This window comes from Ruminococcus sp., assembly GCF_019417665.1.
Lineage (GTDB): Bacteria > Bacillota > Clostridia > Oscillospirales > Ruminococcaceae > Ruminococcus_C.
The window spans coordinates 1-16,892 of record NZ_DXUU01000053.1 but is presented as its reverse complement, the minus strand read 5'-3'; the positions used below and the strand labels follow the sequence as shown (position 1 = coordinate 16,892).

The following is a 16,892-nucleotide window of genomic DNA, read 5'->3' as shown; positions in this document are numbered from 1 at the left end:
ATATGAGAATTATACCATAAATCAATTCAAAAGTCAATATGTCAGTACACTAGGATGTCATATGCCAAAAGTGATGCATCTGCAACCATAATATGCTGATGGCAGAGTGAAGCATCCAGATTTGATGCTGCTTCCTTTGCCTCTTTTTCCTGCTCTGAGAAAAGCATTTTCAGCCATTTCGCAGTATCTGCCAGATTTCTGCAATCCTCGTCAAGATATCTGTGACGGCGCACTGTAATGGACATTGGAAGAATTTTTTCCCACCATTTTTTCGGACGTACTTCGATCCCGGAAGCGTTCCCGTATGCCGTATCATAGTGTGACCAGTCAATCGCGTCAATCTGTGCAATGATTTGCTGCAGCTCTTCTGGAGTACGTGCTTTCATTTATTTTTCCTCCGGTAGAATACACATGGCATCCCCAAAGCTGAAGAACCGATATCGTTCCTTTACAGCAACTTCGTAGGCATGCATGGTTTTCTCATATCCCAAAAAAGCAGAGATCAGCATGATCAGCGTACTTTCCGGCAAGTGAAAATTGGTTACCAGTCCATCCAGTACCTTAAACTCATATCCTGGATAAATGAAAATATCTGTATAACCATCATCCGCCACCAGTTCCCCATTATGCGCCGTTGCAACAGCTTCCAGCGTCCGGCAGGAGGTTGTCCCCACTGCAATGACACGTCCACCGTTCTGCTTCGTCTCCCGGATCATATCCACCGTTTCCTGCGATAGATGATAGTGCTCACTGTGCATTTTGTGTTGCAGTACATCATCTTCTTTTACCGGACGGAATGTTCCCAGTCCCACATGCAGCGTCACATATGCTTCTCTAACACCCTTATCTTTCAGCTTTTGGAGCATTTCCTTGGTAAAGTGCAGTCCGGCAGTGGGTGCTGCAGCAGAACCCAGTTCCTTGGAATAAACGGTCTGGTAACGTTCCTTGTCTTTCAATTTCTCATGAATATACGGCGGCAAAGGCATCTGTCCCACCTCTTCCAGTGCAGTGTAGAAATTCCCCTCACAGGTAAACTGTACGATCCGGTTGCCGTCCGGCTTCACCTCCACGACTTCACCGATAAGCCGTCCGCCGCCAAAGGAAAATTTCACGCCGACTTTTGCTTTTTTCCCCGGACGGCAGATGATCTCCCACAGCTTGTCCCCTTTCTGCTCCAGCAGCAGAAATTCAATAAACGTACCGTTATCCACTTTCTCGCCATACAGACGTGCCGGCAGGACACGGGAATCATTCATGACCAGCAGGTCTCCCTCTTGTAAAATATCACATAGATCGTAGAAATGCTTGTGCTGGATCTCCCCTGTATTTCGGTCGATCTGCATCATCCGGGAGTGGTCTCTCGGCTCGATCGGCGTCTGCGCAATGAGTTCTTCCGGCAAATCGTAATAAAAATCTGATTTTTTCATGAGCTTCTCCTGTTTTTCGCAAAAATAATATTGACAAATTCCCACAGAAATGATATGATAGGAATAGGTAGAGGCGCACTCACGATCAGTATGCTCTGACAGGATACCAATCCGCTATGATCGAAGCAGAAAGGCGTGCGTGCCGAAGAGGCTGTACCGGTGACACAGCTTCTGGGCATATTTCCGAACAGGAATATGACTGTCATCGTTATGATGGAGTGCTATCAGCGTCATGCTTCTGCATCACGCAAATGATTCTATTCTATTATATCGCATGAGCCGCCGGTTTTCAACCGGTTTTTTCATATTTTTAAGATTTTTTTGGAGGAATGACGAAAATGAAACAGTATCAGGTTGGCATTATCGGAGCAACTGGTATGGTTGGACAGCGATTTGCAACGCTTCTGGAGAACCATCCTTGGTTCCATGTAGCAGCTCTGGCGGCTTCTCCCCGTTCTGCCGGAAAGACCTATGAAGAAGCAGTCGGCAGTCGTTGGGCAATGCAGACACCTATGCCCGCAGCAATGAAGGATATGATCCTGTTCGATGCAACAGCAGATGTGGAAAAGATCGCCGGCATGGTGGACTTTGTATTCTGCGCTGTTGACATGAAAAAAGATGAGATCCGTGCGCTGGAAGAGACTTATGCAAAGGCAGAATGCCCGGTGGTTTCCAATAACTCTGCACATCGGTTTACGCCGGATGTTCCCATGGTCGTACCGGAAGTAAACCCGGAACACATTGAGATCATCGAGAGCCAGCGCAAGCGTCTGGGCACAAAGCGTGGCTTTATCGCAGTCAAATCCAACTGCTCTATCCAGAGCTATGTGCCGGCACTGTCTCCCCTGCGCAAGTATGGCATCAAAAATATCCTCGCCTGCACTTATCAGGCAATTTCTGGTGCCGGAAAGACCTTTGAGCGCTGGCCGGAAATCCTGGATAACATTGTACCCTACATTGGCGGCGAAGAAGAAAAATCGGAGAAAGAACCGCTGAAGGTATGGGGTAAGATTGAGGACGGCAAAATCGTCAGCGCTGACAGTCCCTTGATCACCACCCAGTGCCTGCGTGTACCGGTTTCGGACGGTCACACTGCTGCTGTCTTTGTTTCCTTTGAGCAAAAGCCGTCCAAGGATGAGATCCTGAAGATCTGGGAAGACTTCAAGGGCATTCCCCAGGAACTGGAGCTGCCTTCCGCACCGAAGCAGTTCATCCATTATTTCCAGGAGGACGATCGTCCCCAGGCAAAGTTGGACCGCAATATCGAAGGCGGCATGGCTGTGTCCGTAGGCCGTCTCCGGGAAGACACTATGTTTGATTATAAGTTCGTGTGCCTGTCCCATAATACCCTGCGCGGTGCAGCCGGCGGCGGTGTTCTGCTGGCAGAACTGCTGGCAGCAAAGGGCTATTTTGACTAATGTCAGGGATGTTGACCTTTTCTTGCCACATTTACTTGAAAAACCGAATCTAAGTATATAACAGAAATTGCCATCAGGAGGTAATTGTTATGAAAAATACCATTTTTGAAGGTGCTGGCGTTGCCATTATCACCCCCATGTTGGACGATGGTTCTGTGGATTTCGACGGACTGGGAAAAAATATTGATTTCCAGATCGAAAATGGAACAGACGCCATTATTATCTGCGGCACAACTGGTGAATCATCTACACTGGACGATGAGGAACACCGTGCCTGCATTCGTTTTGCTGTAGAGCATACACACAACCGTGTACCGGTTATTGCCGGAACCGGGAGCAACGACACTAAGTATGCCATTGCCTTGTCTCAGGAGGCACAGGAACTGGGTGCAGATGGTCTGTTGGTTGTCACACCTTATTATAACAAAGCAACACAGCGTGGTCTTGTGGCACACTACAATGCCATTGCAGACAGCGTCAATATTCCCATTATCCTGTATAATATCCCCAGCCGTACTGGTGTCGGCTTTGAGGTCGGTACAATTGCAGCACTGGCTGAGCACAAAAACATTGTGGCTGTCAAGGAAGCAAGCGGCAATATCGGATATACTGCAAAGCTAGCTGCAAAGTGCGGCGACAAGGTAGATATCTACAGCGGTAACGATGATATGATTGTACCTATCATGTCCTTGGGCGGCAAGGGCGTTATTTCTGTTCTGTCCAATGTACTTCCGAAGGAAACACACGACATGACACAGTATTGCCTGAAAAACAACTTTGCTGCGGCGACAGAACTTCAGTTGAAGTATCTGCGCCTGATCAACGATCTGTTTATGGAAGTAAACCCGATCCCGGTAAAGGACGCTATGAATCAGATGGGTATGCCGGCTGGTCCGTGCAGAATGCCTTTGTGCGATATGAGCGACGAACACAAGGCTGCCATGCGTGAAACACTTCTGGCGTATGGACTGATTTCCTGAATTCATGGCAGGAAGTATAGAAAAGAGGAAGAATATGACAAAAATAGTAATATGCGGTGCCAATGGTAAAATGGGACACACAGTAGCTTCCTGCATTGCGGGACGGGATGATTGTACCGTTATCGGCGGCATAGATGCTTATACAGTACAGTATGCAGGCTTCCCCATCGTGGAAAAACCGACTGCACTTGCAGAAGTACCGGATGTCATCATTGACTTTTCGAATCCATCTTCATTAGATGCGTTGCTGGAATATGCACTGGTGAACAACGTGTCACTGGTTCTGGCAACGACAGGCTACAATGACGAACAGATCAGTAAGATCCAAACCGCTGCACAGCAGATCCCGGTATTCTTTACCTTTAATATGTCCCTGGGTATTAACCTGCTGGTGGAACTGGCAAAAAAAGCCGCTTCCATTTTGGGCGGACAATTTGATATCGAAATTGTGGAGAAGCACCACAATCAGAAAATTGATGCGCCCAGCGGTACTGCCATTATGATCGCAAACGCCATCAATGAGACACTGGACAACGAGTACCATTATGTCTACGACCGCCATGCAAGACGCATGAAGCGTGACATCAAGGAAATCGGGATGCACTCCATTCGCGGCGGTACGATCGTCGGCGAGCACGATGTGATCTTTGCCGGCAAAGATGAAGTGATTACTCTGTCCCACAGTGCTGCTTCCAAGACTGTCTTTGCAGTGGGAGCAGTGAATGCTGCCGTATATCTCTGCGGAAAGCCTGCCGGACTGTATGATATGAAGCAGCTGGTTCAGGAATAATTATTATCTATCGGCTTTGTAAGTAATTGCTATGGGCATCAATCTGAATCGCCGATATACCAGTATAAAAAAGCGTGCTGCTATCCTATTACGGATAACAACACGCTTTTCTTTTTCAGCAATCCATATTTTATTTTGAATGATAATACACAAATTATTTATTCTTGTGCAATCGGTTTCATCAACTTAAAATGCGTATTTTTCATTTCTTCCTGCTGATAAAATTCATGTGCTCTTTTACGATTCTGGTTGCTACATACTTCAAGTATTTGACAATGGTTCTTCTTTGCTACAGTTTCTGCAGCTGTAAGAAGCTGCTTTCCTATTCCGTGAGAGCGATATTCTGCATTCACTACCAGTTCCAGGATTTCTGCAACTTTTCCACAGTGATGTAACTGAAACTCCATCCGCAGATGTAGCACGCCCACAACTCTGCTTTCAGTTTCAGCTACCAGAATCATGTGATCTAGATCAGCCATCATGATATGAAATTCCCGTTCGAACTGTTTCTCTGGAAAAGCAGTTTTTTCCAACGCACAGATCAGTTGATACACTGCCGGCAAATCTGCACGAACTGCCTGTCGGATCACTCACGTCCCACCTTTCCTAAAATATGGTCAATGCCATTCTGTTCTGACAGAAAATCTCCTATATCTGCGGAAACGTTCTCAAATTTCCCATGAAAATCACTTCCGCCGGTGAGGAATAGATCATATCTTTCTGCATATTGCCGGATGATTGTCCTATCCTTTTGCTTATTGGAATGGTGATTCAGTTCCAGCCCATCCAGCCCTTGTTTCGCCAGTTCCGGAATCAGACAAAAATTTTGCTGCTGCCCGCTGTGCGCCAAAACAGCCAGACCACCGGCATCCTTTATGGCACGCAGTGCTTTCAGAGGGGAAATATAATGAATGTCAAAATCACAGATGCCTCCATTCTTAAAGATCCTCTGATAGAATGCCCCGAACATCTCCGCTGCTTTTCCACGACGCACCAGATCATCCATGATATGCTGCTTGTAGATGTATTTTCCATCTGCTTTTCGTAGTGTCTCTATTGCAATGTCATAGCCATGTTCATTCAGTACAGTGATCTGGCGCAGAGAATTGGCATGGCGCGCTTCCAGAGTGGGATGCACTTCCCGTTCCGTTAGCTCCGGTTTCTGAATGCCATATCCCAGCATATGCACTCGGAAATCATGGACATAATCATACGCTGAGATCTCAATACCTGGAATAACCTGAATGTCCTCTGTTTCTGGGATCTTCCCTGCCTGGGATAGTGTATCATGATCTGTAATAGCAATGGAATCCAGACCCTTTTCCTTTGCTCTGGCAATCAATTCTGGAATAGTAAAACTGCCGTCCGACACAGTGGAGTGCATATGTAAATCTGCTTTTCTCATGCAAAGGTGCCCTCCGAAATATTGAACACACGGTCGCAAAGTCCGTCCATGAATTCCAAATCGTGAAAAATTCCAATCATGCTGGTACCCTGTTGCTTCAGTTTCAGAAGCATATCCTTGACCAAAATCTTGGTCTTGTTGTCCAGAGATGCAGTAGGCTCATCCAACAGCATAAGCCGAGGATTCTTGACCATGGTATGTGCCAGATTCAGGCGCAGCCGTTCGCCGCCGGAAAAGGTATTGGGATAAATATCCCACAGATCCTCCGGCAGCCGGAAATAACCCAACATCTCTTCTGCTTTCTCCCGTGCTGTACCGCTGTCATGTCCTGTTTCCAGCAATGCCTGCATGACATGTTCCTTTGCAGTAGTTCTGGGCATGATGCTGAGGAATTGGGAAACATAGCCGATCTCATGATTGCGCAGATAGAGAATCTCTCGTTCTGACGCATGTGCCAAACTAATCCTTCCATATGCCAGACTTTCATAGACAATATCTCCTTCTGTAGGAAGATAAGTACGGTGGATACACTTCAGAATTGTGGATTTTCCAGCACCAGAACGTCCTACAATACCAATAAATTCCCCTTCTTCCAGCACAAAATCAATATTTTGACAGGAGTGAATGTCCCGGTTCGCATGGTGCAAATAAAAATTTTTCGCAAGTCCCTGAATTTCCAGTATGCTCATATGGAACGCCCCCTATATTCAACTCTGGAAGTGGTTTTGCCGTCTACCAGAACATGTGTCACCACTGGATAGCCGTCCAGAATATCCGCAATAATCAGATCCGCTTTTTTCCCCGGTGCAATAGAGCCATAATCTTTGTCAATTCCCATTGCTCTTGCCGGATTCAGAGAAACCTTGTTCACCATGTCCGGTAGTGTCTGCCCATACTTGTCACCCATGACAAACAGGCTATGAAGCAGTGCCTGAGGGAAATAATCGGAGCAGAGGATATCCACGCTGCCCTTTTGGATCGCCTGCGCCGCAGACATATTTCCGGAATGGGAACCACCTAACAGAATATTTGGCGCACCTGCTATAGTATAAAAGCCCATGTCATGAGCTGCTTTCGCCACCTCTTCAGTAATGGGAAATTCACTGATATCCACGCCCAGCTGACGGTTAACCTCCAGCTTTTCCATCGTATCATCATCATGGGATGCTACGGTAATATGATTGGCATGCGCCAGTTTTGCCAGTTCTTTTAACTGTGCAAATGAGAGCATCTCCTTACTTTGATGATATTCCAGCACTTCTTCAAAAGTCTTTCCTTCATTCTCCATACCGTGATATTTGTCCACTGTATCCCGATAGATCTCCAGGCTCCGATACTGCCCTTGCCCTGGAGTATGATCCATAAAGGAAATCTCATGCACCAGATGTCTGGAGATCATCTCCTTCGCAATGTCATATGCATCAATGTTATCGATCTCCAGACGCAGATGAAAACGATGGTGAATGAGATGGCTGCGGTTCTGGATGTCGGCAATGAGCTCTGCCATTTCCAGCACACTCTCCTTCGTACGAAGGGGACTTTTGCCCAACAACTCGTCTCTGTACAGAGAAAAGGAATGGTAAATGGTCGTAATGCCTAATTGCAGTAATTCCTTTTCACATTCTTTCAGTGCCAGTTCAAAAGGAAACTTCGCCGTAGGGCGAGGAAAAATAAACTGCTCAATCTTATCAGAATGTACATCAATAAAGCCTGGCAGAACATATCTGCCATGGGCGTCAATGGTCTTATCTGCTGTACCGTCAAACTGGCAGATATCGAAAATACGGTCATTGTCCAGCAGCAGCGTTTTTCCCTCTATGATCTGATCCGGTGTCACAATTCTGCCGTTTTTGATTGCTATCATGAATTTGGTTCCTCCTTGCTTTAGGTTTGTAATGAGGAATTAGGAGTTAGAAATGAGGAATGATGGTATCGCCTGCGGCGATGAATTTAAATTCATGAGCGCAGCAACACCGCCATTCCTAACTCCTCATCCCTATTTCCTCATTCAAAGATAACTTTACAACAGCGAATGTACCAACTGCTGAGTATAGGCATGCTGGGGATCTTCCAAGATCTGATCTGTCAGACCGCTTTCAATGATTTTCCCATCCAACATCACCACCGTCCGGTCTGCCAACATCCGGATCACAGCAAGGTCATGGGAAACCAGCAGGATGGAAATACCATACTCCGCCTTGATCCGCCGGATCAGATCCAACACCTTCGCCTGTACCGACAAGTCCAGACCCGTAGTTACTTCGTCCAGCAGCAAAATAGACGGATTGTTCGCCAGCGCCTTGGAGATCTGCACACGCTGCTGCATACCGCCGGAAAAATTCTTTGGAGCTTCTCCCATACGGGATGTGAGGATCTCCACAGCGGACAGCAATTCCTTGGCACGTTCTGTCATATGACCAGCACTGCGGTTCCCGGCAGCAATGAGCTTTTCTGCAATATTGGATGCAGCCGAATAGTTCATGCGCAGACCACGCACCGGATTCTGATATACCATACCCATGATACTGTTCTTGATATGCCGCTGTTCTGCTGCACTTGCCAGCCAGATACTTTCCTCGCCCTTTTTGTAATCTCCCAAATAAGCTTCACCGGAGGTAGGCACAATGTCAAAATACAAGCTCTGCATAAGCGTGGATTTTCCTGAACCGCTTTCGCCGACTATACCCAGTACTTCACCGGGATATACCTCTATAGAAACATCATTTGCCGCCCAGACCGTGCCGCAGACGGTACAGCGGTTCTTTTCCAGATGCGTTCTGCACGCCGGACAGCCATCGCCATAGCGTACTGTCAGGTGACGCACCTGCAATACCGGTTTTTCCTCAAGCTTCACGAGAACGCACCTCCTTGCAATATGCTGTATCCGAGCATTGATAGATCTTTTCTCCCGTTTCTGCATCAAATAGTTCATCCAGATAGGTATTGGTACTGCCGCAGAGACGGCACTTTCTGCCCTGGAAATTTTCACGTTCAAATGGTACATCGTCAAATGCCAGAGAAATCACATTGGTATGCGGCGGAATGGCATAGATCTTCTTTTCCCGTCCTGCACCGAACAGATACAGGCACTGGGACTGGTGCAGCTTCGGATTATCAAACTTCGGGATCGGGCTGGGATTCATAATATAGCGATCTTCCACTGTACAAGGATACTCTGTAGGGATGGTCACCTTGCCATACTTGACAATGCTCTCATACAATTGCAGCCAGATAGGCGCATAGTCCTTTTCGGCGTGCATTTTCTTGGTCACTTCTTCCTTCGGCTCCACAATGCGCAAAGGCTCCGGGATAGGCACTTGCAAAATCAGGATCTGATCATTTCTCAAAGACACCTCCGGGATACGGTGACGGGACTGGATCAGTGTTGCCGTATGGGTATCTGTAGTCGTTTCAATGTCGGTACATAGTTTCACGAATTTCTTGATATTGACTGCATTTACACTGTCATCGCTGCCCTGATCAATCACTTTCAGGGTGTCGGACGGTCCGATCAGAGAGAGTGTCAGCTGGATGCCGCCTGTCCCCCAGCCTCTGCCGATGGGCAACTCTCTCGAACCAAAGGGTACCTGATATCCAGGGATTGCTACTGCCTTCAGCACACAGCGGCGAATCTCCCGCTTTGAGCCTTCGTCCAGAAAGGCATAGTTATACTGTTCCGCTCTCTCCATGTTCCTGTTTCCTCCGTGTTTTTCTCACTGCATCCAGTTTGGACTGGAACGTGACATAATGGGGCAGCTTTAAGTGGGAAATAAATCCGTTCATTTCCAGACAATCCCCATGCATCAGTACAAATTCCTGATCTTGAGGCGGATAGTCGCCGCCCTGCTCTAATTCCCGATCAATCACCGCCATAGCTATGGCTTTATTTTCGTTTCTGCCGAACACTGCGCCATAGCCGCTGGCAAGCTTCAACTGTTCCTTATCGCTGGCAGAATTGAATGTCTCCACCTCTGTGAGCAGAATCTCACCCAGATAAATGGATTCCTCCGCCTTTCCCGGATAAGGAATTTCCAGAGCCACATAGCCGCTGCGCAGCTCACCTACCGTAGGATGTACCTGCCCGAATCCACGGAGCACCGAATATGCCAGACCCGACAGAAAGCCTGTATCCGCTCTTGTCATAGTCTGGAGCCGGGCGCTGCGAGATGCCGGGAATTCCAGCAGATTTTCTGTTACATCAAAAGGCGGTGTATTATCCTCTTTATAGATATCTAGAAGCCCTTCTTCTTTCAACATATTGGAAACACGGCTGTAAGTCCGAAGCTGCTCCGGTGTCTGCTCGTTCAGGATTTTCTGGAACATCTGATGCAATTCTGACGCATCTTCACTTTCCCGTTCAAAATGAATCAGTCGATGAGTATAGTCATAAGTTGCACCCAACAGCTGACCGCCGGGAATATCCTTGAATGCCGCAGAGATCCGGCGCATGACACGCATCTCACCAGTATCTACGGTTTTGGTATAATGGCTGCGTTTCAGTGTAGAACGGTAGGCGCGCAGGAGAAAAACAGCCTCTTCTGTAGAACCTTCGCATTGTTTCAATGCCAACGCCGCATAGGATCTGGCATACAGTCCAGCTTCGCTCATGACCTTGTCCACCAGAAGTCCAAACTTGTTTTCAATCACCTCCAGATCAACATCCTTTTCTGTGCCGCTCCGGTAATAATCCAGCAACTGGATACTGGCTTCAATTGCCTCCTCGCCGCCGGATACTGCTACATATGCCATGCTGTTTCCCTCCTTTTCACCAGTCTCGGAATACAAGTCACATTTCCATTATCTGTCACAAAGATCAGATCCACACCCATGGGATACTCATATTCCTGCCGGTCACGCAATGCGATTGCCTGCTGCATCATTTCGGAACAAACAAATTCCATGGTACCATCAATTCCCGGTCCATAAAGCAATATAGTCTGCTTTGGTTCACCGTTGTCACGAATAATCAACGTGGCACTGTGGTGTGGATCCACCAGAGTACCACACTTTGCCTGTGCAAGGATCGCCGAAAAAGTTTGTGCACTTGTTACAAAAATATAATCCGCCTCGCAGATGTTTTTTTCCTCTGACAGCGTCACTAGCTGGAGCTCCTCCCGGAGTGTCTCATTGCCGCAGACAGAAAAGCTGACTTCATTATCCAGAAGCGTCATGCCCAATGCCAGAAAGGCACTGTGTTCCCCGAACATTTTATTCGTTTGTAGTGCAATGGATACTGTCCTGCCGGGATTGGACATTCCCTCCAGCAATTTTCGGAACACTGCCTGTGTATCGAATACTTCGTCAAACTGATGGAGTGTTTTCATTGCACCACCCCCGAATCCATGGAGTGGAAATCCACTTTTGTTTTCTGGAACATAGCATTCTCCTGCTCCAGCTGTTGCATTTGCTGCGTTTCCCATTCCAGAAGCAATTCTTCTTTCTGAAAAACGCCTTTGTTTTCCGCAGCATCAATGATTGCCATATGTAGCGTCTTGTCAAAATCATCGCCCATAGTCACTGCTGTACCTACCGTACCATCCAATGAAACCGTAGCTTCTGTGACAATGACTTCTCCTAGATAAAACATGCTTTGCTTGACCGGTTCTCGCATTTGGATCATGGTCAAGGATTTCTCCGGTTTTTTTACAATCATCACCGGATAAATTTGCTGTAATTCCGCACCAAGAGCAATGACATCTTCCCGATCTGCCCTGGCGAGGATCTGAAACAATTGTTTCTTTTCCAAGAATCTTTCCTCCAAAACACAGCGAATTTTCGATGATATCTGAAAATCCACATTATTTTTTTCTGAATGCAGACAGTTATTTTACCTTTTCCTTGATCTTCGTTGAAACCGTCTCCAGCAAAATAACTGCAATGACAACGACATAGGTCAGAAATCCCATTTCATGCAGGTCAAAATAGAAGCTGCCTGCCATGTACAGCTGAAAGCCAATACCGCCTGCGCCAGCAGCTGCACCCATGGCAACTGCATTGGTGAAATTAATCTCAAATCGCATAAACGTCCACGCAACCATACAGCTGATGGATGCCGGCAGAATCGCTTGAAATACGATCTGCCAGAAGTCCGCACCGCTGGCACGAAGCGCTTCAATGGTACCGCTGTCAATTTCCTCAATGGATTCCGCATATACCTTTGTTAGATAAGCAAAACTGTGAAATGTCAGACCAATGACTGCGGCTACACTGCCCAATCCTGCGGAAACGGCAAAGATCAGAACCCATAATACTGTAGGGACTGCACGTACCAATGCTACCAAACTCTTGATGATATTGGCAAGCCAGGACGCTGCAATATTTTTGGCACAAAGCAGTGAACAGAAAAATGCCAGGACTGCGCCGAAAATCGTGGACAGAATGCCTAGGCAGAATGTGACCAGCAGCTGATATAGTGCATTGGAAATGGTATCCCTGGACAGCCTCGGTTTGAGAAATACCGTCTTGATATTATGCAGTGTATCGGCAATTGCTTGAAAAAAGTCGATTTCCTTATAGTCGAAAGAAAGAAAAGCATATACAGTCAGTCCGATGAGTACCGCTGTAAGTATCTTTAAGGCAATACCGCTTTTGCTTTGCACGCCGATCTTGATTCTGCCGTTCTTATGCCGCTGGGCATGAAGATCTGCTACAGAAATATTCTGAGACAAAACTGCTGTATCCTGCATCAGAGAATCACCTTCCTTATTTGATTGGAAATGGTCTCAATGACAATAACCATGGCGATGATCAATACGACAACCAGACTCGCTGAACTGAAATCCAACCGTTTGTAATACATATCAAATAGATATCCAATGCCTGTTGCCGTCAGGATACCGATAAGGGTAGAACTACGGATATTGGTTTCGATCATGTACAATACCCATGTGACAATACCCGTTATGGTAGATGGAATAATACCTTGAAATACGGTCTGGATAAAGTTTGCACCGGAGGCATGGAGCGCCTCGATACAGGATGCGCTGACTTCATCTATGGTCTCAATAAACGCACGTGTCAGTAGACCAAAAGTCGTGAAAAACAGTGCAAAGAACCCGGTCAGAATGTTCTGCCCGAAGGAAAACATAAGCAGCATTGCCCATACCACATCCGGCACATTCCGGAAAAAAGCCGCCAAAATTCGTACGATCCGATTGACAATACCATAAAATCCCGTCGCTTTTGACCCGAACAGACTGAAAAAGAAGGCAAATATTGCCGCAATGACAGTGACTGAAACGGAGAGAAGCGCTGTTTCAATGAGTTTGTCCAGAATTTTCGGGAATCGCTTCATTGCCATCTCATCGGGGACCAGATTTTCTGCAATCCACACAAACGCCTTTGGAAAAGATGCCGCACCCTCTGTCAAATGAAATTCTGTCACCAGAGAGGACACAATGTAAATGCCAAGCACCACCGCCAGCACAATGGTATATGTCAGCTTTCGTTTCAAAAACACGTTTTGTATTTTCCTGTCCATCTCATTCTCCCTGCATATCTATGATCAGATCCTGATCGCTGGATTGATAAATGGTGTGAATTTTCTTTTGGGTCAGTTCCGCAGGCGTTCCATCAAAGACGATCCTTCCTGCAGCAACACCAATAATGCGCTCTGAATACTTCATGGCTACATCCACCTGGTGCAAATTGACAATACACGTGATCTTCTTCGTCCGGTTGATCTGCGCCAAATGATCCATGATGGTCTTGGACGCTTTCGGGTCAAGAGAAGCGATAGGTTCATCACAGAGGATCAGCTTCGGCTGCTGCATAATGGCACGGGCAATGCCCACACGCTGTTTCTGTCCGCCGGACAAGGCATCACATCGCTTGTACGCCTGCTCCGCCAGTCCCAATTCCTCCAAAATGGCAAATGCCTGTTCCTTTTCTTTCTCGCTGTAATGCCCGGCTACACCGCTGATGGTAGATTTTTTCCCCAGCTTCCCGTGGAGCACATTCTCCACAACACTCAGACGATCCACCAGGTTGTAGTGCTGAAAGATCATGCCAGTTTTCGTCCTGACCTTGCGAAGCTCTCGTTTGTTTAGTTCCATGACATTTTGCCCGTCATAGATAATTTTTCCCTCAGTGGCATCAATGAGACGATTTACACATCGAAGAATGGTAGACTTTCCGGCGCCAGATGGCCCGATGATGGAAACAAATTCCCCCTCTTCAATGGAAAAGTTGATATCTTCCAGTGCCTTTGTGGTATTGTTATAGACTTTGCTGACGTGTTGAAATTCTAAAATCGGCATCTTAGACTCTCCCATCGTTCCCAGTCAGGATTTCATATTGCGGATGGGGTCGTACCAGGAATCCTCAACAGTGACGAAACGCATTTCCTCCGAATCCTTTTCCAGCAGACCCATACTGCCTTCCGGATAAAAAATCAGCTTGTTATTCGCAACTTCATCGGAAGTGAACAGATCCTGAATCGCTTTCACATCATCCGGACTAAGGGTATCACCATTATAGGAAAAGGGACCGTTTAGCACCGGAATGGACTGAATAACTGTGAATGTTGAACCTGTCACCGTATCAAAAGGTGCACTTGCATCCTCGTTAATGGTATAAACAGAACCCACTGCAGCCGCTTCACCTTCTGTACAGGTGACATAGGGTGCCAGCTCAATGTCACAGAATGCAGCAACATCGCACTTATCAGAAAGCAGATTAAATGCAGAACCCTGGTGTGAGCCGCCGAATAGCACTTCTGAGAAAAATGAATCGCCGCCGCCCTCCAACAAGTCGTCTACAATCAAGTTGTCCTCTGCAAAATGTGAAATGATTTGGCTGGTGGGAACTTTAAATCCAGAAGTGGAACTGTTGGATACAAAGGACATTCTCTTTCCCTTGATGTTGTCAATGCTGTAGGAGCCACCGTCCAAATACTGATCCGCGTTTTCTTCCTTGACCGCAAAGAAGCTATAATACAGAGCATCGTCCAGAGTGCCAGATTCGCCGGACTGAACAAAGAGTGGCTCCACCGCATCGTTGGAATTCTTCGCTTGAATATACCCTTCTGCACCCATGCAGCAGCCAATTTGCGCCGTGCCGTTAGAAAGGGATTCAATGGCGATTGCATAGTCAGTGGTCAGTTTCTGTTCTACGGTCTTGCCTGTCGCCTGTTCAATTAGCCTGCCCACTTCATTTCTGGCATCCTGATAATCCTCTGCGGATTCATTGGGATACCATACCAATGTAATGGTATCAGTATACTTGCCGGAGCCGGAAGTATTGTTCTCCGCTGACGCATTGTCTGCGCTGGAAGAAGCAGCATCTGCACTGCCTGTCTCTTCTGTAGAACTTGTTGCCGTTTCACTGCATCCTGCAAGTGTACCGCAGAGCATGGCAAATGCTGCGATTGCGATCCAGGTTCTTTTGGTTTTCATCATGAAAGCACTCCTTTTCTCATGGACAGATCTGACCTGTTCTCTTCTGTCAGATCCCTATCTTCTGAAATCACTCTTTCTTGTAATTTCCATAACCCATTATATCCTTTTCATGTAAAGTGCACTATCTTTTTTGAGTAAAACCCTTGTAAATTATCCCATATCAACTCACTCGGATTACCAGCATCAGCGATTGAGCAGATCAAATCTACAAAACACAAGCCATCTGTGGGAAAACATCAACGTGAAACGTATTCTGAATAATCCGATCTTATAATTATGTGATGATCGATAAAAATAACAAGAAACACAAAAACCGTCCCGTAAGATTCACATCTACATAAGTTCATTGATAAAAGTCTTACGGACAAAAAATGCCCTTTCGTGATCAAGGGCGAATGAAAATTATATTACAGTGTCGATAAGCTGCGCTTACTTTTATAAAAAACCACTGTACAAAGAAAACAATCTTTGTACAGTGGTTTTTTATTTGGAATGAAAAACGAGACAGCTGCCACCCGGCAATTGTCTCGTTATAAAGGACACTTTTAAATAATTCTCAGAAATCAATCAGCAAAGAAATCTTATGCCTGTGTTACCGGGAATGGTGTCGGAGTACCGCCAACAGACTTCTGTGCATAATATACCAGGATCAGGTATGCATCGTCAGCATTAATTGTGCCATCGCCGCTTACATCAGCATTCTTCTTCTGGGTATCATCCAAAGTGGATTTACCGCCGACAGATGTAGCTGCATATTCTTTCAGTACCTGATAAGCATCATCTGCATCAATCTTGCTATTTCTGTCAACATCGCCATAGGATGCTTCCGGCTGTTCAGCTTTAACCAAACCGGATACAGTGAAGTTTACAACGAGCTTGTCTCCACCATTCAGACCGCCTTCTGGTTCATTGGTGATATCTGTTATGTTGTTGCCCCAAGTATTATAGAGGTTCATACGGAGGCTGACACCATCATTTTCCTTGGAGAATGCACCTTCAGAAGGACCATTGTATTCGATTTCAGTAGTGGTACCATCCACACGCTCAACAACAACAGAAGTGATCTCAATCTTTGCAGTGCCGTCAGTCCACGGATCCTTACCCTCTTCTACGAATGCATAAGCATTGATGTTGGTGGAAAGAATCAGGCATTCAATACTACTGGAACCACCTTCCATGGTAACATCAACAGAATATTCACCGTCACCTGTGATGCTGGCTTCTGTACCGGAAATATTATTCTTTTCCTCTACAAGTGCCGCATCCTCAGACTCAGAAACCCACTTCATATCACCGCCAGCCTGCAGACACAGCCATGCAGTATACGGCGCTTCGTCTGTTGCCTCCAGTGCGGAAGCAGACAGCGGCATTGCACTTACAGTAATCGCAGCAGCCAGAATAGCTGCAATCTTTTTCATATTCTTCATAATCGGATCAAACTCCTTTTCTTAAAATGATGTATTAATTATAGCAC

Annotated in this window: 19 protein-coding genes and 1 riboswitch; of the genes, 3 read left to right on the top strand and 16 right to left on the bottom strand. The window is 46.5% G+C overall.

Annotation, left to right across the window (positions count from 1 at the left end; genetic code table 11):
* Nucleotides 1-41: 41 nt before the first annotated feature.
* Together QZ375_RS11690 and queA are read right to left on the bottom strand one after the other, a co-directional pair.
* Nucleotides 42-386: a hypothetical protein gene (locus QZ375_RS11690; RefSeq protein WP_295219396.1), complete on the bottom strand. Its 345-nt coding sequence runs from the start codon at nucleotides 384-386 to the stop codon at nucleotides 42-44.
* A complete protein-coding gene (gene queA, locus QZ375_RS11685; RefSeq protein ID WP_295219394.1) occupies nucleotides 387-1,427 on the bottom strand; it encodes a tRNA preQ1(34) S-adenosylmethionine ribosyltransferase-isomerase QueA in 1,041 nt (346 codons plus the stop codon).
* A 60-nt stretch (nucleotides 1,428-1,487) separates the two neighbouring features.
* Nucleotides 1,488-1,659, top strand: a riboswitch (Lysine riboswitch).
* Between the two features lie 106 nt (nucleotides 1,660-1,765).
* Here queA and asd point away from each other — a divergent pair.
* From asd to dapB, 3 genes are all read left to right on the top strand, one after another.
* Nucleotides 1,766-2,845 carry an aspartate-semialdehyde dehydrogenase gene (gene asd / locus QZ375_RS11680; RefSeq protein WP_295219392.1) on the top strand — a complete coding sequence of 360 codons (1,080 nt, stop codon included), beginning with the start codon at nucleotides 1,766-1,768 and terminating at the stop codon, nucleotides 2,843-2,845.
* An 89-nt stretch (nucleotides 2,846-2,934) separates the two neighbouring features.
* Nucleotides 2,935-3,825: a 4-hydroxy-tetrahydrodipicolinate synthase gene (gene dapA / locus QZ375_RS11675; protein WP_295219390.1), complete on the top strand. Its 891-nt coding sequence runs from the start codon at nucleotides 2,935-2,937 to the stop codon at nucleotides 3,823-3,825.
* A 34-nt stretch (nucleotides 3,826-3,859) separates the two neighbouring features.
* Nucleotides 3,860-4,615 carry a 4-hydroxy-tetrahydrodipicolinate reductase gene (gene dapB / locus QZ375_RS11670; RefSeq protein WP_295219389.1) on the top strand — a complete coding sequence of 252 codons (756 nt, stop codon included), beginning with the start codon at nucleotides 3,860-3,862 and terminating at the stop codon, nucleotides 4,613-4,615.
* Between the two features lie 158 nt (nucleotides 4,616-4,773).
* Here the strand turns inward: dapB and QZ375_RS11665 are convergent, their stop codons facing one another.
* From QZ375_RS11665 to QZ375_RS11600, 14 genes are all read right to left on the bottom strand, one after another.
* Entirely contained in the window at nucleotides 4,774-5,169 is a 396-nt protein-coding gene (locus tag QZ375_RS11665; protein WP_295219387.1) for a GNAT family N-acetyltransferase, read from the bottom strand.
* Between the two features lie 32 nt (nucleotides 5,170-5,201).
* Nucleotides 5,202-6,020: a PHP domain-containing protein gene (locus tag QZ375_RS11660; RefSeq protein ID WP_295219385.1), complete on the bottom strand. Its 819-nt coding sequence runs from the start codon at nucleotides 6,018-6,020 to the stop codon at nucleotides 5,202-5,204.
* On the bottom strand, nucleotides 6,017-6,709 hold the full coding sequence (locus QZ375_RS11655; protein WP_295219383.1) for an ATP-binding cassette domain-containing protein: 693 nt from the start codon (nucleotides 6,707-6,709) through the stop codon (nucleotides 6,017-6,019). Before QZ375_RS11655 ends, QZ375_RS11660 begins: the two co-directional genes overlap by 4 nt.
* Nucleotides 6,706-7,884 (bottom strand): phosphonate metabolism protein PhnM, encoded by a 1,179-nt coding sequence (gene phnM, locus QZ375_RS11650; RefSeq protein WP_295219381.1) that lies wholly within the window; start codon nucleotides 7,882-7,884, stop codon nucleotides 6,706-6,708. Before phnM ends, QZ375_RS11655 begins: the two co-directional genes overlap by 4 nt.
* 156 nt (nucleotides 7,885-8,040) lie before the next feature.
* Nucleotides 8,041-8,874, bottom strand: coding sequence for an ATP-binding cassette domain-containing protein (locus tag QZ375_RS11645; RefSeq protein WP_295219379.1), 834 nt, complete (start codon nucleotides 8,872-8,874; stop codon nucleotides 8,041-8,043).
* Nucleotides 8,864-9,709, bottom strand: coding sequence for an alpha-D-ribose 1-methylphosphonate 5-phosphate C-P-lyase PhnJ (locus QZ375_RS11640; RefSeq protein ID WP_295219377.1), 846 nt, complete (start codon nucleotides 9,707-9,709; stop codon nucleotides 8,864-8,866). The genes QZ375_RS11645 and QZ375_RS11640 overlap by 11 nt, the downstream gene beginning before the upstream one ends.
* The gene (locus QZ375_RS11635; RefSeq protein ID WP_295219375.1) at nucleotides 9,687-10,769 is read right to left on the bottom strand and encodes a carbon-phosphorus lyase complex subunit PhnI; all 1,083 of its coding nucleotides are present in this window, start codon (nucleotides 10,767-10,769) and stop codon (nucleotides 9,687-9,689) included. The genes QZ375_RS11640 and QZ375_RS11635 overlap by 23 nt, the downstream gene beginning before the upstream one ends.
* Entirely contained in the window at nucleotides 10,757-11,344 is a 588-nt protein-coding gene (phnH, locus tag QZ375_RS11630; protein ID WP_295219373.1) for a phosphonate C-P lyase system protein PhnH, read from the bottom strand. Before phnH ends, QZ375_RS11635 begins: the two co-directional genes overlap by 13 nt.
* Complete coding sequence (gene phnG, locus QZ375_RS11625) at nucleotides 11,341-11,766, bottom strand: phosphonate C-P lyase system protein PhnG (protein WP_295219371.1); 426 nt, start codon at nucleotides 11,764-11,766, stop codon at nucleotides 11,341-11,343. The genes phnH and phnG overlap by 4 nt, the downstream gene beginning before the upstream one ends.
* Nucleotides 11,767-11,842: 76 nt before the next feature.
* Complete coding sequence (locus QZ375_RS11620; protein WP_295219369.1) at nucleotides 11,843-12,706, bottom strand: ABC transporter permease subunit; 864 nt, start codon at nucleotides 12,704-12,706, stop codon at nucleotides 11,843-11,845.
* Nucleotides 12,706-13,479 (bottom strand): phosphate/phosphonate ABC transporter permease, encoded by a 774-nt coding sequence (locus QZ375_RS11615; protein ID WP_295219367.1) that lies wholly within the window; start codon nucleotides 13,477-13,479, stop codon nucleotides 12,706-12,708. The genes QZ375_RS11620 and QZ375_RS11615 overlap by 1 nt, the downstream gene beginning before the upstream one ends.
* Nucleotides 13,480-13,501: 22 nt before the next feature.
* Entirely contained in the window at nucleotides 13,502-14,278 is a 777-nt protein-coding gene (phnC, locus tag QZ375_RS11610; RefSeq protein WP_295219365.1) for a phosphonate ABC transporter ATP-binding protein, read from the bottom strand.
* 24 nt (nucleotides 14,279-14,302) lie between these two features.
* Nucleotides 14,303-15,418 (bottom strand): phosphate/phosphite/phosphonate ABC transporter substrate-binding protein, encoded by a 1,116-nt coding sequence (locus QZ375_RS11605; protein ID WP_295219363.1) that lies wholly within the window; start codon nucleotides 15,416-15,418, stop codon nucleotides 14,303-14,305.
* Nucleotides 15,419-15,999: 581 nt separating this feature from the next.
* On the bottom strand, nucleotides 16,000-16,845 hold the full coding sequence (locus QZ375_RS11600; protein WP_295219361.1) for a dockerin type I domain-containing protein: 846 nt from the start codon (nucleotides 16,843-16,845) through the stop codon (nucleotides 16,000-16,002).
* Between the last annotated feature and the right edge of the window lie 47 nt (nucleotides 16,846-16,892).

What these genes read in the sequence shown, in the direction of transcription:
- QZ375_RS11690 (WP_295219396.1), bottom strand. Translation starts at nt 386, where the DNA reads ATGAAAGCACGTACTCCAGAAGAGCTGCAGCAAATCATTGCACAGATT.
- queA (WP_295219394.1), bottom strand. Translation starts at nt 1,427, where the DNA reads ATGAAAAAATCAGATTTTTATTACGATTTGCCGGAAGAACTCATTGCG.
- asd (WP_295219392.1), top strand. Translation starts at nt 1,766, where the DNA reads ATGAAACAGTATCAGGTTGGCATTATCGGAGCAACTGGTATGGTTGGA.
- dapA (WP_295219390.1), top strand. Translation starts at nt 2,935, where the DNA reads ATGAAAAATACCATTTTTGAAGGTGCTGGCGTTGCCATTATCACCCCC.
- dapB (WP_295219389.1), top strand. Translation starts at nt 3,860, where the DNA reads ATGACAAAAATAGTAATATGCGGTGCCAATGGTAAAATGGGACACACA.
- QZ375_RS11660 (WP_295219385.1), bottom strand. Translation starts at nt 6,020, where the DNA reads ATGAGAAAAGCAGATTTACATATGCACTCCACTGTGTCGGACGGCAGT.
- QZ375_RS11655 (WP_295219383.1), bottom strand. Translation starts at nt 6,709, where the DNA reads ATGAGCATACTGGAAATTCAGGGACTTGCGAAAAATTTTTATTTGCAC.
- phnM (WP_295219381.1), bottom strand. Translation starts at nt 7,884, where the DNA reads ATGATAGCAATCAAAAACGGCAGAATTGTGACACCGGATCAGATCATA.
- QZ375_RS11640 (WP_295219377.1), bottom strand. Translation starts at nt 9,709, where the DNA reads ATGGAGAGAGCGGAACAGTATAACTATGCCTTTCTGGACGAAGGCTCA.
- QZ375_RS11635 (WP_295219375.1), bottom strand. Translation starts at nt 10,769, where the DNA reads ATGGCATATGTAGCAGTATCCGGCGGCGAGGAGGCAATTGAAGCCAGT.
- phnH (WP_295219373.1), bottom strand. Translation starts at nt 11,344, where the DNA reads ATGAAAACACTCCATCAGTTTGACGAAGTATTCGATACACAGGCAGTG.
- QZ375_RS11620 (WP_295219369.1), bottom strand. Translation starts at nt 12,706, where the DNA reads ATGCAGGATACAGCAGTTTTGTCTCAGAATATTTCTGTAGCAGATCTT.
- phnC (WP_295219365.1), bottom strand. Translation starts at nt 14,278, where the DNA reads ATGCCGATTTTAGAATTTCAACACGTCAGCAAAGTCTATAACAATACC.
- QZ375_RS11605 (WP_295219363.1), bottom strand. Translation starts at nt 15,418, where the DNA reads ATGATGAAAACCAAAAGAACCTGGATCGCAATCGCAGCATTTGCCATG.
- QZ375_RS11600 (WP_295219361.1), bottom strand. Translation starts at nt 16,845, where the DNA reads ATGAAGAATATGAAAAAGATTGCAGCTATTCTGGCTGCTGCGATTACT.